Source organism: Sphingobacterium sp. 2149 (assembly GCF_031455655.1).
GTDB lineage: Bacteria > Bacteroidota > Bacteroidia > Sphingobacteriales > Sphingobacteriaceae > Sphingobacterium.
On sequence record NZ_JAVDTD010000002.1, the window covers coordinates 451228 to 466592 of the forward strand.

Sequence of the window (15365 nt, forward strand, 5' to 3'; positions counted from 1 at the left end):
TCTAAAAAATAATAAAGAAAGATCATTTCAAAATAAACCCTTCTAGAATCGAATATAAAGCATGTAATTAAGACATATATCCTTTATCAAAAGCTCAGCGGGTTTATTGTAAACTATTTCTATGTTAGAAAATCAGTTTCGCTAATATTCCTCTTTCGGAGCCTAAGGAACGTTGTTCGCCACATTACAAAACAATGAAAAATATGCCACAAAACGAAGCTTTATTTATTAACATTTAATACGACTTGCGGATTTAAAGTCATTATAAAACTGATTTATGGTCTAGGACTTGATCAATAAATTTTTATTGAATTCTCAGGGGGTTAAATCAGCCAATACGCTATGAATTTGAAACGGTGAAAAGAAAGAATACTGAATATGTGTAGCAAAATGGAGAATAAAGCGCTTGACAATCGTCTGTAGCTCTATTTTTCATTCTAACTTCCGTTTACCGCAAGCTGCCTATTAAGCGCTGCAGATTTATTAGTGCTTTGTAATTCGAACAAATTCCAGATAATATTAAACACAGCGCTAACAACTGTTGAACTGCAAATACACATTCAACTAGTTGCATACTATACAATCAAAATTTACGCAATAAAGTAAGGGCGCTAAAAGAGCATATTTTGAAAAAAAACTCGCGGTGTGGTAAATAGTATAATCTTATAAGGACAAATCAATTGCAACCAGGTAGGAACTGGATCTAGTAAATGTATATTTATAATAAACTCGATAAGAATTGAATATTTATAAATAAATAAAACGAATTCAATTATAAACTAATCTCAAAGCCTATTTCTCAAAAATAAAAGTGGATACTCGCTTTTTACACAAAATCGATTTTGTGTGTTTTCTAAACAGACCCTCTGAGAATCGAATATTAACGATATAATCCAATAAATGGGTAATTAATCAATTGTAAAGAGGTTTATTATAAAAAATGAGCTAAATCAATCCAAAATCTGTAGATCAATGGCTTATTCTGGCACTCGAATTATAAAATCATGCTGAAAGGCGCAGCTTGTTATTGCTAAAACTGTTAGACATAAATATAGAATCGCTATTAAAAGGAATTAAATATTATAGCGCACCAATTACTTACCAAAATCTATAAATAAAGCAGCTTTAAAATAATAACCTAAAAAAATAATATAAAGTTAAATACATAAATTTTAGACTTAAAATAAATAGCAATTCGAAAACACTTTTTAAAATTCTAAAATACACTTAATCGCTTAGGATTGAATAGGGGATAAAATTATCATTTATTATTAATCTATTCGATCTATAAAGCGTTTATTTAAAAAATAAACCCCTTTAGAATTCTTTATAATAAAACTTCTAAATCATCATTGAGAATACTCAAATCTCACAAGCCAGCATCCACTAATTCCAAATACAAATTGACGTTGGGCAACAAATATAACAAGATTGTTTGTACTACAATAAATTATTCGAACAAATTATTTTATCTAAAAATCTCAATCCCTTTAATTATCAACCTCAGCTTTTAAAATCAAATTTTCAAATAAAGTCGTCTACAATCTTACAGAAAGTATTTAAATCAGACTATAACTAAATACTCAATTGTAAAAGCGTTTATATTAAAATTTGATGTCTATAGATTTGAATATAAAATCTACATCGTAGAAAACAGTTAAATATCTTAACTAAAAAGTGCTTAAAGCTCAAAAATTTCTATCAATACACCTCAAATCTATCAATCTGGAAGAATTTCAATGATTTGATTGCTTGAAAAAGCAATACCAAAAAATCCAATAGCTCAAAATGAGTTACTAAATTTCCATTTTTATAAAAATACAAATAGACAAATCTAAAGCACACTAAAACTAGTTTTCTAAAGCAAAAAGTCAACAAATAAACTATTTGGAACAGATCCAGGCACTTTACAATCCAATAAAATGCACTATTTTCTTTAAAATAGCGAATATTGAAACCTAACAGCATCTAAGCTAAATTTACAAATAGTATTTTTAACAATTTGAGCCCCTTAGAATTGCATAAAATCCATAATAAAAATTAAAAACTTAAAATATCGAATTATATAAGCTTTCGATTGCAAAAAGTGCAAAAGATTTTGAAATTAAGCCTCTTAAAATCACATTAAAACCATATCAAAAAAAAATTAAGTAAATATTGCTTTCTAAACCACTTTAAAAAGCGAGTAGAATGAATAAAAATTAAACAAACTCAATCACATTCGAATATTTCGATGGGATCTTTTACAATTTCCAAATATCGAAACGTAGAAGCGTCTGATTGAACTTTACAAAACTAAACAAAGATTTTCGAACGTATTCCACAATCTTTTTTTTCAATAAATACTAATTATTTTAAATAGAAGATCTCTTATTGTTTATTATGGTGTGGAAAAGTGGTATAAATAGCGTTGCTTTCATTTTGATTTTAGGTTTTTATAGAGTTTTCAACAATTTTTCAACAGTATTTTTAGATTAAATAGCTGATTTTTAAAACGGTAATTTTATTCATTTTTTATTTTCCATATTTTTTTGTTGAATAGTTTGTGTTTAAAAATTGTGGAAATCCCAAGAGTTTTATGCGGAAAAGTTTCAAAAATTTAGGTGGAAAGTTGGGGACTTGGAAATTGTTAAATACTTTTCATTTTTATTTAACCTTTTATTTACACGTTTTCCACATTTTTCGTTAATTTGAATCGTCACTTTTGGGGATAGTTTGTGAATTTAAAATATATGGCAGATAGAAAGGTCGATTTTTTGGTCATTGGATCAGGTATAGCTGGATTAAGCTTCGCATTAAAAGCTTCTAAATTCGGTAAAGTGTTGATAGTCACGAAGTCTAATGAGGATGAGTCAAATACAAAATATGCGCAAGGGGGGGTAGCTGCTGTTGTGGATAAGTCCGATAGCTTTGAAAAGCATATTGTTGATACTCAGATAGCTGGTGACGGATTATGTGATATTGAAATTGTGGAAAACGTCGTTCGCGAGGCTCCCGATCGTATTGCAGAGTTGATTTCCTACGGAACATCGTTTGATAAGGAAGAATCTGGACTTTATGACTTAGCAAAGGAGGGAGGGCATTCGGCGCATCGCATATTACATTACAAGGATATCACCGGTTACGAAATAGAACGGGCATTATTAGAGCAGGCGCATGTTGATCCAAATATTGAAATCGTAACACATTACTTTGCCATTGATTTAATCACACAACACCATTTGGGTGAATATGTAGATAAGAATAAAACGGATATCACGTGTTATGGTATCTATGCTTTCAACACATTTTCTCATCACGTAGATAAAATTTTGAGTAAGGTTACGGTAATGGCTTCCGGTGGAGCTGGGCATGTATATTCAAGCACAACTAATCCGACCATTGCTACTGGCGATGGTATTGCGATGGTGTATAGAGCCAAAGGGAAGGTGCGTAATATGGAGTTTATGCAATTTCATCCCACGTCACTATATAACCCTAAGGACTCACCTGCGTTTCTCGTTTCCGAAGCAGTGAGAGGATTTGGAGGTATTTTAAGAAGAGTCAATGGAGAGTCTTTTATGGAAGACTATGATGAGCGAGCTTCTTTGGCTCCGAGAGATATCGTGGCTAGAGCTATTGATGCGGAGATGAAGAAATCTGGTATTGATTATGTATATCTCGATATCACGCATAGGGATAAGGACGATATTATCAAACACTTTCCGAATATATATGAGAAATGTCTTTCTATTGGACTTGACATGTCCAAAGACTTTATACCGGTGACACCTGCAGCGCATTATCTTTGCGGTGGAATTTATGTGGATGATTTTGGGCGTAGCAGTATTCTCAATCTTTATGCTTGCGGAGAGTGTTCTTCTACAGGCTTGCATGGCGCAAATAGACTGGCTTCCAACTCGCTGCTTGAAGCACTTGTATATGCCCATCGTATATTCTTAGATGCGACGCAATTGGTTGAAACAATCAGTCATATAAGTGATGTTCCCGAATGGGATGATTCTGAGACCTCGCGTTCTAATGAGGATATTTTGGTGACTCACAATTTGCGCGAATGCCAAAAGATCATGAGCGATTATGTTGGTATCGTCCGTTCTGATTTTAGGCTTGAAAGAGCGCTTAAGCGGCTCCATTTATTATATGAGGAGACAGAGGAGTTTTATAGAAATACCAGGCTTTCTGTCAAACTTTGTGAATTACGAAATGTGATTCAAGTAGCTTACATTGTTACGAAATCGGCGATGTTGCGAAAGGAAAGTCGAGGATTGCATTATACAACTGACCATCCCGAGCATTCCGAAATATTACAGGATACAATTTTCTAAGAGATATGGCACTTATTTTACCCGTTTTGGATAAGTCACCGCTAATTGCTGAAGAGTGCTTCTTAGCGCCTAATTCGACGATTGTAGGTGATGTTGAGATTGGACATCATTGTTCGGTCTGGTTTAATGCTGTTATACGTGGCGACGTCAATTATATTCGAATAGGAAACTATACAAATATTCAAGATGGAGCTGTTTTACATTGCACTTATAAGAAATGTGGTACTTCAATTGGCAGTTATGTAAACATAGGACACCAAGCTATGGTACATGGTTGCGTTGTTGAAGATCACGTACTTATTGGTATGGGCGCTATTGTAATGGATAATGCTGTAATCGAATCGAATGTAATTATTGCTGCTGGGGCTGTCGTTTTAGAAAATACGCGCTGTGAGTCCGGATTCCTATATGCCGGTGTGCCAGCAAAAAAAATAAAAGCGCTAACTGAAGAACAGAAGGATCTGTTACTACAGTTACCGCATAATTATGTTCTATACAGTTCTTGGTTTTAGCGTAAACGACTTAGCAATATGTAAAAGGCTCTTTTAGTGGCCTAGATTATTCTTTCTTTAGGCCACTTAATGAAAAACTGTCTTTTTGCTCCCAGTTTGCTCGTATCGTGAATACTTTGTTTAAGTATACAACGGGCTCTGGAAAAGTCTTTTTTTCTACATCTCCGGTATCCCATATACCGTTATCATTATCGTCTCGGATTACACGCAAACTGTATTTACCGCCTGGATATTGTTTATACACTACTGCTGGGTTATCTGTGCTTATTTTGTCTAAGCGATAGACTTTGTCTTTTTTCTCATTGATCAATTCGACTAAGTATGTTGTATTGCTATCGAGGTCCGTGAAATCAAAGGTAAGATCCCCATAGTTTTCACTATCATCATAAGTAAGATCCAGTTTTTTTTCTTTGTTTTGTTCTCCAAAATAGCCTGTAATAGCGCCTTCTGCAAATTCAATTTGGTACTTTTTATCCTTCCTCCAATTATATCGAATGTGGTAGATGTTTGAATTCGCTGTATCCACAGCCAGCTGATAATTGGTCCGCACCAACGAATCTTCCTTGAATTTTAATTTTGTCTTGTCTATATTTTTTATTGGTGTGAAAGCGGACACTTGAAGGTGAGTGATGCGATCGACCCTCCCGTTATTTGGTGTAAAAATAGGGTCTATTGTTTGTTCTATTTTTACGTTTCCTTTTCTAACCAGGATAGTATCCAGTGGCTTCTCATTTTCCGTTAAGACCAACTTTAAAGAGTCTATTTTTAAATTTGGAATAAACAAGGTCGCAGAATCAGAGGTTTTTGCAAAGCGTATGATTTTATCTTTATTATTTACTTCATCATCAAGAATATTTAAGTTGGGTTTTTCTACTCTTCTATTAAAAATAAGGAGTACACTTCCGTTTTTTTCAAATTTCTTTTCTAACGTTCTAAACTTCTTTGGAGTGGCCTTGAATATTTCAAGATTAATGTTGCTCAGATCCCGCTCTAGTACGATAGAATCTTTTAAGAAACCTATTTCTTCGTCGGCACCGTTATAGATTCTGTCATTATTTTTTTCCTGGAGTGCGTAAATGCGGTATGTTCCCTCCCTTAGATTATTTAGTTTGTAATTGCCTGCAGTATCTGTTGTCGTAAATATATTTGCCTTCTTTTTACCAAAAATAGAATCTTGGCTAATGGGGATCAATAAGACTTTAACTTCTTTCTGTACCTCTTTAGTTATTGCACTTTTTACATTACCAGATATGCTGAGCGAGTCGATTTTGTCTCCGGTAGCAAACACGTAAGCATAATTGACCAATGCATTTCCTGCATTATAATCGACAAGTCCTTTACCAAAGTAGATGCTATATGTGGTATTCTTTTCAAGAGAATCTGGAAGGGTGATTTCAAGATTTTTTTTCTTGACTTTAAATTCCGGATTGCTCCCCATATCGGGCGTCACACTAAATTCTTTTTGTTGATTGGCGAGTTTAATGTATTCATCAAAAGTGATGACTATTTTTTTTTCTGTAAAATTCTTCGAGAAATTCGGCGGATTTTCCAATAGAATCTTAGGCGGAATAGAATCTTTTGGCCCTCCAGTTGGTTGCTGTATACTAGCACACTGTATTGATAAGGCAATAAGCATGATAAACAAGCTTAAAATAAGTAATCTTGGCGTAAAGCTGTTTTTTAGCCTTTCTGAGCTACTTTTATTTTCTTTTGAAGAAGTTGTCATAAAAAATAGAATATTGTCTTAAATCGCTTATTTTAAGCTTATATATGTATTTAGATTAAAAATCTGTAAATCAGTTATTTAACTCATATGAACCATCAATACGCTGATATCCGAAGGTGAAACGCCCGAGATTCGTGAAGCTTGACCAAGTGTACGTGGTTTAACCTTCGATAATTTTTGCCTTGCTTCGATGGACAGTGAATTTAACAAACTATAATCGAAGTCCGGATTTATTTCTCTATCTTCCATCTTTTTCATGCGATTTACAATCTCTATTTCTTTTTCGAAATAGCTTTCATATTTAAGATTGATCTCTGCTTGTTCTATGGTATCGTTGTCGAATTGTGATACAAATTGTGCAAAGCTCTCATCTCCTTTTATAATGTCTTGAATGCTGACCTGTGGTCTTGCCAGTACATTGCTTAATCTAGTTTTTTGAGCAAGCGCACTTGAGCCTACTTCTGCTAGCACGTTATTCATCTTTTCGAGATTAGTGGAGTTTTGTTTCAGATACTCGATAATATTATTAGAGTTTTCTATTTTGTTCTCTACTTTCTTTAGTCTTTCCTCTCCTACCAGTCCCAATTTATAAGCTAATGGGGTAAGGCGAATATCTGCATTGTCCTGACGTAATAACAAACGATGTTCCGCTCTAGAAGTAAACATCCGGTAAGGTTCTTCTGTTCCTTTTGTTACGAGGTCATCTACCAATACGCCGATGTAGGATTCGGATCTTTTTAAAATAAGTTCCTTATCGTCATTGATACGTTGGTGCGCATTAATACCGGCTAAGAAACCTTGAGCAGCTGCTTCTTCATATCCTGTGGTTCCATTAATCTGGCCTGCAAAGAACAGGTGTTTTACCAATTGCGTTTCGAGTGTGAGATCTAGTTGCATTGGTGGAAAGTAATCGTATTCTATGGCGTAGCCAGGACGGTACATTTTGGCATTTTCGAAACCAGGAATTAGTTGCAATGCTTTTAGCTGCACATCTTCCGGTAGAGATGTGGAAAATCCATTTACATAAATCTCTACTGTTTTAAAACCTTCGGGTTCGACGAATATCTGGTGCCGGTCACGTTCGGCAAAGCGATTAATTTTATCTTCTATCGATGGACAATAACGTGGTCCTAGTCCTTTGATGCGTCCAGTGAACATAGGCGATTTTTCGAAACCTGTCCGTAGCATTTCGTGTACCTTATCGTTGGTATAGGTGATCCAACAGCAACGTTGTTCTGTGGGTATATCTACATCTGTATAAGAAAATCTACCTCTTTTTTCGTCACCCCATTGTTCTTCCATCAGCGCATAGTTGAGGCTTCTTCCATCTATCCTTGGTGGAGTTCCGGTCTTCATTCTACCTGATTCGAAGCCGAGTGAAACAAGCTGTTCTGTCAATCCTGTGGCTGCCTTCTCTCCTGTTCTACCGCCACCAAATTTCTTATCGCCGATATGGATAACGCCATTTAAAAATGTCCCGTTGGTTAATACGACAGCATCGGATTCTATTTCAATTCCCATTGAAGTGATGACGCCACAGGCTCTACCATTTTTTACGATGACCTCTTTGACCGTATCTTGCCACATATCTAAATTAGGTAGAGACTCTAATTGTAACCTCCATTCTTCTGCAAATCGCATCCGGTCATTTTGCGTACGTGGGCTCCACATAGCTGGTCCTTTGGATAGGTTAAGCATGCGGAACTGGATTGTAGATTTATCCGCAATGATACCTGTGTATCCACCCATCGCATCAATCTCCCGTACAATTTGACCTTTCGCAACTCCACCTATAGCGGGATTACAGCTCATTTGGGCTATTACCCCCATATTCATCGTGATGAGTAATGTTGACGACCCTAAGTTGGCAGCAGCGGCTGCAGCTTCACAGCCAGCATGACCTGCACCAACTACTATTACATTATATTTTTTAAACATTTTCCTATTCTTGTTCCACGTGAAACGTGGTGTTTTATTTGTTTACAAATTTAAGCTTTCTCTTCGTTCCACGTGAAACGCTTTATGAAATTTTACATAAAATCAGCAAGATATAACCACCTCTCTGATTTCTCATCTATCTTCTTTTGTATCGATTCAATTTCCTCTGCAAGTGTGGAAAGCTTTAGATGATCTGTTAACTGATTAAGCTCTTCCGTTTTCAATTTTATATTTTGCTCGAGATTTTCTATCTCTTGTTCGAGTTTATTATACTCCAGCTGTTCTTTGTAAGAAAGCTTTTTCTTCTCTTCTTTTAAAATTGGCTTTACCTGTTCTTGAATGTTTTTTTTCTGTCTTTCTTTCTCTGCCTTTTGGATCTCATCTTGTTCGAGTTTGAAGTCAGCATAGTTTCCATTGTAGATTTGGACTCTCCCTCTTCCTTCGAAAATAAAAAGTTGGTCCGTTAGTTTATCTAATAAATATCTATCATGTGATACCAGGATGAGTACCCCCTTGTAGTTATCGAGAAAATCTTCCAATACATTTAAGGTGTCGATATCTAAGTCATTTGAAGGCTCATCGAGTATAAGAAAATTTGGATTCCGCATTAACACACGCATGAGCTGTAGCCGTTTTCTTTCTCCTCCACTCAACTTGTTTACAAAACCAAACTGTTTTTCAGGAGGAAATAAAAAGTGAGTTAGTAACTGGGAAGCTGTGATTACCTCTCCGTTTGCCATCTCAATATAATCTGCTACATTCTTCACAACATCCAATACACGGTCATTTTCATTTGCTTCCAATCCGCCTTGTTTATAATATCCATATACTGTTGTTTCTCCAACAGCGATAACTCCAGCGTCAGGATATTCTTCACCAGCGATCAAGTTTAAAAAGGTAGATTTTCCCGTTCCATTTTTTCCAGCTAGACCGATACGATCTCCTTTTTTGAACGTATAGGAAAAATCCTGTATGATTTCTTTTGCGCCATAACGTTTCGAAACTTTATCTAATTCCAATATTTTCGATCCCTGTCGACTCACTTTTACACTAAGTTGTACCGAGTCGTTTCCTTTAATAGCTTTAGATTTTTCTTCCAATTCATAATATGCATCGATACGCGATTTTGATTTGGTACCGCGTGCTTGAGGTTGACGTCGCATCCATTCCAATTCGCGACGAAGAAGATTTCTGCTCTTCTCTACCATTACTGCATCGATAGCTTCTCTTTCTGATTTTTTCTCTAGAAAATACGAATAGTTTCCTTTATAATTATAGAGATTACCCCTATCCAGTTCGCGGATCTCTGTACAGATATTGTCTAAAAAGTACCGATCGTGAGTGACCAAAAGAACGGTTTTGCTTCCTGTTGTCAACAGCTTTTCCAGCCACTCAATGGTTTCTATATCCAAGTGGTTGGTAGGTTCATCGAGGATATAGATATCAGGTTCATCGATTAAAAGTTTGGCTAATGCCAGCCGTTTTCGTTGACCCCCTGAAAGACTTTTAATATCCTGATGAAAATCCATAATATTTAGCCGATTGAGAATCGTCTTTATATTATGTTCATATTCCCACGCATTCAAAGAGCTTATTTTTTCCGTTAGATCTTCTAGCTTCTTTTCATCGATATTACTTTCCGAAAGAAGTTCTTCGTATTCGCGGATAAGACGTTGTTGGTCATTGTCTGCACTATAAATAAAATCATTGATAGATTTTAATCCTGTGAAATCAGGATCCTGTTCTAAGAAGCCAATTTTTATGCCTTTTTCTTTTACAACCTTTCCAGAAGTCGGTAGAATTCGTTCTGCTAAAATGGCAAGTAAGGTTGACTTACCTGTTCCATTGATTCCGACCAAGGCTACTCGATCTCCTTTTTGGAGTCCGAAATGTAAATCTTTAAAAAGCCATCGATCGTGGAAAGAATGGCTGACTTGTTCTGTAGCTAAAATACTCACGTTATATCACCCTAAATTATATTCATTAAATTACACAACACGGTAACTTCCAGGAGATCTCTATTCCCGGTAGTAGGTATTGTGTTGATAATCTTTTATTAAATTTCTGATTATCAGTTATTTGTATATTAAATCAATAATCTTTTTGATTGCTGACTAATTTAATCCATTGGGTGGCGTTCTGTATTCGGTTTACCTTTTTCCATCACATGAAGCGTGAATTCAAATGGAATAGGTATAACCCGCTAATTTGGAACGCTCGCAAAAATAAAGAAATAGTTTCTTATTCGATGCGAAAAAAGCTTCGTTGGATGATTAATTGGCAATAATGATACTGCCTTGATAAAATTAATTCAACGCGTAATCTGCAATCAGATTGAACCGTGGTATTTCAACATGAAAGCTGCTGTTGTCTAGTGTTCGGATCATATTATAATATCCTTCCATAAATCCGAATTCGCTATTGAGATTGCAACCTGAAGTATATTGATGGGTTTGTCCAGGCTCAATAACGGGTTGTTCTCCTACTACACCATCACCTGATACTTCTCTATAGTCTCCTTTTGCATCAAAAATTTTCCAATAGCGGCTTATCAATTGAACAGTGTAATCGCTGAGATTTTCTATGCTAATATGATAAGCAAACATAAAATGTTCACGGTCCGGATTCGAATACTCAGATTGATAGATGGTTTCAACCGAGATTTTTACGCCTTCTGTAATTTGTGTGATCATTTGAATGATGTTTATTGTTGCACTAAATATTTATGCTAAAATACTAATAATGAGTTTAAAATTCGAAATTTTAATGATTTAAAAAGGTTAAATAATGCTAAGTTTAAAATTAGTATAGTCAAATCGAGCTTAATTAGTACGTTTGTATTATGGCAAATGGCATATTATATTTAATTCCTGTTCCTTTGAGTGAAGATGCAGCTTTCCAGTCGTTTACTCCTTTTTTGGTGGAAACGATAAATTCATTGGACGAGTATATTGTGGAAAACGAAAAGACAGCACGTAAATTTCTAAAACTTGCGGGTTTAAAGATTCCGCAGAGCGCACTCAAAATTCATGACTATGGGAAACATGCGCGCGATAAAGGAAATATGAATGATTTTTTTGATGGCCTAACGCAGGGTAAGAATGTGGGTTTGATGTCGGAAGCAGGATGCCCCGGTGTGGCTGACCCGGGCGCTTCAATTGTTGCCCGTGCTCATCAGCTGGGAATCAAAGTTGTTCCACTTGTTGGTCCAAGCTCAATTCTGCTTGCTCTTATGGCATCGGGGTTCAGTGGTCAGAAATTTGCTTTTCATGGTTATCTGCCAATCGATAAAATAGAACGAGCCAAAGAAATTAAAAGTCTGGAGCTGCAGTCAGGACGTGAAAAACAAACGCAGATTTTTATTGAAACCCCGTTTAGGAATAATCAGCTTTTAGCAGAATTGCTGAAAACCTGTAAGCCGTCGACCTTACTGTGTATAGCATCCAATATGACAGCCCCAGATGAATCCATACAGAGCTTTACAATTGCTGAATGGCGAAAACGAAAGGATGATTTTCATAAAAGACCGACTATATTCCTTTTGTATGTTTGATGGTTCTCCCCTACCCTATTTATTTGGTACTATATAATAAGGCTGTAAAATTGCTGGAAATAGGTTTTCAGTTGTTTTTAGAAGTTGAGTGAGTGCTTACATTTTGTCTTTTATCCTTCAATTTTATGTGAGAATAAGATGAATAGAATAATTCGCTGTAAAACAAAGATAAATTGATATAAATTACTCAAAAATATAACGATATGAAATACTGTAGATTATTTGGTTTAATGTTCTGTTTTTCATTAACTATTTTAGGCAAATGTCTTTATGCACAGTCTTCTACCTATGTAATAGTTCATGGGGCATGGGGCGGTGCCTGGCAGTTTAAAAATACGGCTACCGAATTGGAGAAAAAAGGAAATAAAATTTACCGTCCCACACTAACTGGTTTAGGAGAGCGTTATCATCTAGCAGATTCATCTATTGGACTGCAAACTCATGTAAATGATGTGGTGAATACAATTTTGTTTGAGGATCTTCATGATATCATTTTGGTTGGACATAGTTATGGTGGTATGGTTATAACGGCTGTAGCAGACAGCCTTCCGGATCGAATCAAAAAAATGGTTTATTTGGATGCTATCCTTCCTTCAGACCAGGAATCAGTGATAAATTTGATGCAGAAGCCGGGTAAGGATAATGGACTCTTGAAATTTGAAAAGGATAGCTATATTCTTCCTTTTTGGGTAAAAGATGATACTAAGTTTCCGAGAGACGTCCCCCACCCTATAAAAACACTTACAGATAGAATTCATTTGATAAATCCGAAACGAAATCGGATTCCAACAACCTACATCTTAACGTATGAAGATGGGACCGCGTGGGAGAAGGATGATTTTTATCCATTTTATAAAAAAGCTAAAAGTCTTGGTTTTAAAACAATCGAATTTGTTGGTGATCACAATCCGCAAATAAAAAAGCTGAAAGAATTAGTAGATTTGTTAGAAAGGGAAAATAAATAAGCAATAGATATTTCAATGACGCAAGAGGAACTAGTAAGAGAATTGAGTAAGCCGGAGGTAATTTATACAGCCTTGGCTATCGTCGCTATACGTATTATCGTGTGGCTTTTATTTGCAAATACGATCCGGAAAACTTTAAAATTGGTTGCCCCAGAAAATCGATTAATGACACTTAACCAATCGTGGTTGGTCGCAATCCCTTTGGCGAATATTTATTGGAATTTTCAGGTTGCTGCACGTTTGCGGGATTCTTTGATTAACGAATTCTATGATCGGAAAATCGCCGTTGAGGAAAATCCTACCTTTAGAAAGGGATCCTTATATGCTTGGATTTATTTAGCAACAAATATTCCATTACCATTATCTATTTCAGGCGTGCTAATTGTTATGCATTTTGTGACTTTAGCAAATTACTGGTTTGAAATTAATGCAAATAAGCGGATTTTAGAAGAACATAATAAATTTAGAGAAAAGGAGGTAATTGTAAACCATGAGAATTAAAGATGTCATTGACTATTTGGAGCGGCTTGCTCCTTTAGATTTACAAGAATCTTATGATAATGCTGGACTTATTGTGGGAGATGCGAATAAGGAGGTTACAAAAGTGCTCATTTCGTTGGATTGTACGGAATCGGTCGTCCAGGAAGCTATTGATAAAGGCTGTAATTTAATTATTTCACATCATCCAATTGTATTTAAAGGATTGAAGAAATTCAATGGAAAGAATTATGTGGAGCGTACGGTTATTAAGGCAATCGAACATAAAATAGCATTGTATGCGATTCATACGAACCTGGATAATGTTACGGGTGGCGTGAATACAAAGATTGCGACCAAGCTAGGTTTGGAGAATCAGGCGATTTTGGAATCTAAAACAAATATTTTGCGAAAAATGGTTGTTTTTGTTCCGAGAAGTCACGTTGAAGATGTTCGACAGGCCTTATTCGATGCAGGAGCCGGAAAAGTCGGAAAGTATTACGATCAATGTAGCTTTAATACGGCTGGTTATGGTAGTTTTAGACCGTTGGCTGGTGCGGACCCTGCAATCGGAGAGGTTGGCATGCAAGAACGTGTTGAAGAAACCCGGATAGAAGTGATTTATCAGAAAAGCATCGAACGTAAGTTGCTTTTAGCACTTTATGACGCCCATCCCTATGAGGAGGTAGCTTACGATCTGATTGATATTGCGAATAATGCCAGTGAGATTGGGGCTGGAATGATCGGAAATTTAGCAGAACCAATGGATGAACTGGATTTTTTAGCTTATCTTAAAGAAAAACTTGGACTTAATGTTATTCGCCATACAGCGCTTTTAGGTAAAAAGGTTGGAAGAGTAGCTGTCTGTGGTGGCTCAGGTGGATTTTTACTCGGAGCTGCCAAACGTTCGGGTGCTGATTTTTTTGTGACGGCCGATTACAAATATCATGAATTCTTTGATGCTGAAGGTGAAATCGTCATTGCTGATACAGGACATTTTGAGAGCGAACAATTTACGCAAGAATTATTGTACGACATTATTACGAAAAAATTTCCTAACTTTGCAACCTTAACAACAGAAATAGATACAAACCCTATAAAATACTACAGTTGATGGAACAAACCGTAGAACAAAAATTGAAAGCGTTATGGCTTTTGCAAGCCATTCATACTAAAATAGATAAAATTCGCCAAGTTCGTGGTGAATTACCTATGGAAGTTGCAGATCTTGAAGATGAGATTGCGGGTTTAGAAACTCGTATTGAGAAGATCAGAATAGACTTAGACGATTTAGAAGATTCGATCGTTAAGCGTAAAAACATGATTAAGGATGCCCAAGCTGCTATCAAGAAATATGAGTCGCAGCTAAATGAGGTAAAGAATAATCGCGAATATGACGCTATTTCAAAAGAAATTGAAATTCAAGGTCTTGAGATTCAGGTTTGTGAAAAGAGAATTAAAGAAGCAGAATTCGAGATTCGCAATAAAACAGAAAACTACGATACTACAGTAGGGAATCTTGAGTATAGCAAAGGCGAACTTGAAGGAAAAAAGAAAGAATTGGAAACCATTACTTCTGAAACTCAAAAGGAAGAAGATGGATTGTTGGCGAAAGCTACTGAAGCTGAGGCTAATATAGAAGATCGGTTGAACAAAGTATACTACCGTCTTCGTAATTCATTCAAAAATGGACTTGCTGTGGTTTCAATTGACCGCGATAGCTGTTCAGGATGTCACAATAAAATTCCTGCTCAGATGCAGTCGGAAATCCGCCAGCGCAAAAAAATTATTATTTGCGAACACTGTGGACGTGTTTTAGTTGACGAAGGTATTGTATTGGAAATCGAACAAGAGTACGGTTTTTAATCG

General features: G+C 35.8%; 11 protein-coding genes. 7 read left to right on the forward strand and 4 right to left on the reverse strand.

The window, feature by feature from the left end:
- Positions 1 to 2732: 2732 nt before the first annotated feature.
- Both nadB and J2X77_RS04245 read left to right on the forward strand, forming a co-directional pair.
- The gene (nadB, locus tag J2X77_RS04240) at positions 2733 to 4325 is read left to right on the forward strand and encodes an L-aspartate oxidase (RefSeq protein ID WP_310079260.1); all 1593 of its coding nucleotides are present in this window, start codon (positions 2733 to 2735) and stop codon (positions 4323 to 4325) included.
- 5 nt (positions 4326 to 4330) lie between these two features.
- The gene (locus J2X77_RS04245; protein WP_209576959.1) at positions 4331 to 4837 is read left to right on the forward strand and encodes a gamma carbonic anhydrase family protein; all 507 of its coding nucleotides are present in this window, start codon (positions 4331 to 4333) and stop codon (positions 4835 to 4837) included.
- Positions 4838 to 4883: 46 nt separating this feature from the next.
- Here the strand turns inward: J2X77_RS04245 and J2X77_RS04250 are convergent, their stop codons facing one another.
- The 4 genes from J2X77_RS04250 to apaG form a co-directional block, all read right to left on the reverse strand.
- Positions 4884 to 6473, reverse strand: a complete 1590-nt coding sequence (locus J2X77_RS04250) for an Ig-like domain-containing protein (protein ID WP_310079262.1) — start codon at positions 6471 to 6473, stop codon at positions 4884 to 4886.
- A gap of 168 nt (positions 6474 to 6641) precedes the next feature.
- Positions 6642 to 8501 (reverse strand): tRNA uridine-5-carboxymethylaminomethyl(34) synthesis enzyme MnmG, encoded by a 1860-nt coding sequence (gene mnmG, locus J2X77_RS04255; protein WP_310079263.1) that lies wholly within the window; start codon positions 8499 to 8501, stop codon positions 6642 to 6644.
- A gap of 92 nt (positions 8502 to 8593) precedes the next feature.
- The gene (locus J2X77_RS04260) at positions 8594 to 10459 is read right to left on the reverse strand and encodes an ABC-F family ATP-binding cassette domain-containing protein (protein ID WP_310079265.1); all 1866 of its coding nucleotides are present in this window, start codon (positions 10457 to 10459) and stop codon (positions 8594 to 8596) included.
- A 348-nt stretch (positions 10460 to 10807) separates the two neighbouring features.
- Positions 10808 to 11194 carry a Co2+/Mg2+ efflux protein ApaG gene (gene apaG, locus J2X77_RS04265; RefSeq protein ID WP_209576955.1) on the reverse strand — a complete coding sequence of 129 codons (387 nt, stop codon included), beginning with the start codon at positions 11192 to 11194 and terminating at the stop codon, positions 10808 to 10810.
- A 149-nt stretch (positions 11195 to 11343) separates the two neighbouring features.
- Between apaG and J2X77_RS04270 the strand changes: the two genes are divergently transcribed.
- From J2X77_RS04270 to J2X77_RS04290, 5 genes are all read left to right on the forward strand, one after another.
- Positions 11344 to 12054: an SAM-dependent methyltransferase gene (locus J2X77_RS04270; RefSeq protein ID WP_209576954.1), complete on the forward strand. Its 711-nt coding sequence runs from the start codon at positions 11344 to 11346 to the stop codon at positions 12052 to 12054.
- 203 nt (positions 12055 to 12257) lie between these two features.
- The gene (locus tag J2X77_RS04275; protein ID WP_209576953.1) at positions 12258 to 13019 is read left to right on the forward strand and encodes an alpha/beta fold hydrolase; all 762 of its coding nucleotides are present in this window, start codon (positions 12258 to 12260) and stop codon (positions 13017 to 13019) included.
- A gap of 15 nt (positions 13020 to 13034) precedes the next feature.
- The gene (locus J2X77_RS04280) at positions 13035 to 13520 is read left to right on the forward strand and encodes a hypothetical protein (protein WP_293880261.1); all 486 of its coding nucleotides are present in this window, start codon (positions 13035 to 13037) and stop codon (positions 13518 to 13520) included.
- Positions 13510 to 14610, forward strand: coding sequence for a Nif3-like dinuclear metal center hexameric protein (locus J2X77_RS04285; RefSeq protein ID WP_209576951.1), 1101 nt, complete (start codon positions 13510 to 13512; stop codon positions 14608 to 14610). The genes J2X77_RS04280 and J2X77_RS04285 overlap by 11 nt, the downstream gene beginning before the upstream one ends.
- Positions 14610 to 15362, forward strand: coding sequence for a zinc ribbon domain-containing protein (locus J2X77_RS04290; RefSeq protein WP_209576949.1), 753 nt, complete (start codon positions 14610 to 14612; stop codon positions 15360 to 15362). Before J2X77_RS04285 ends, J2X77_RS04290 begins: the two co-directional genes overlap by 1 nt.
- Positions 15363 to 15365 lie beyond the last annotated feature (3 nt).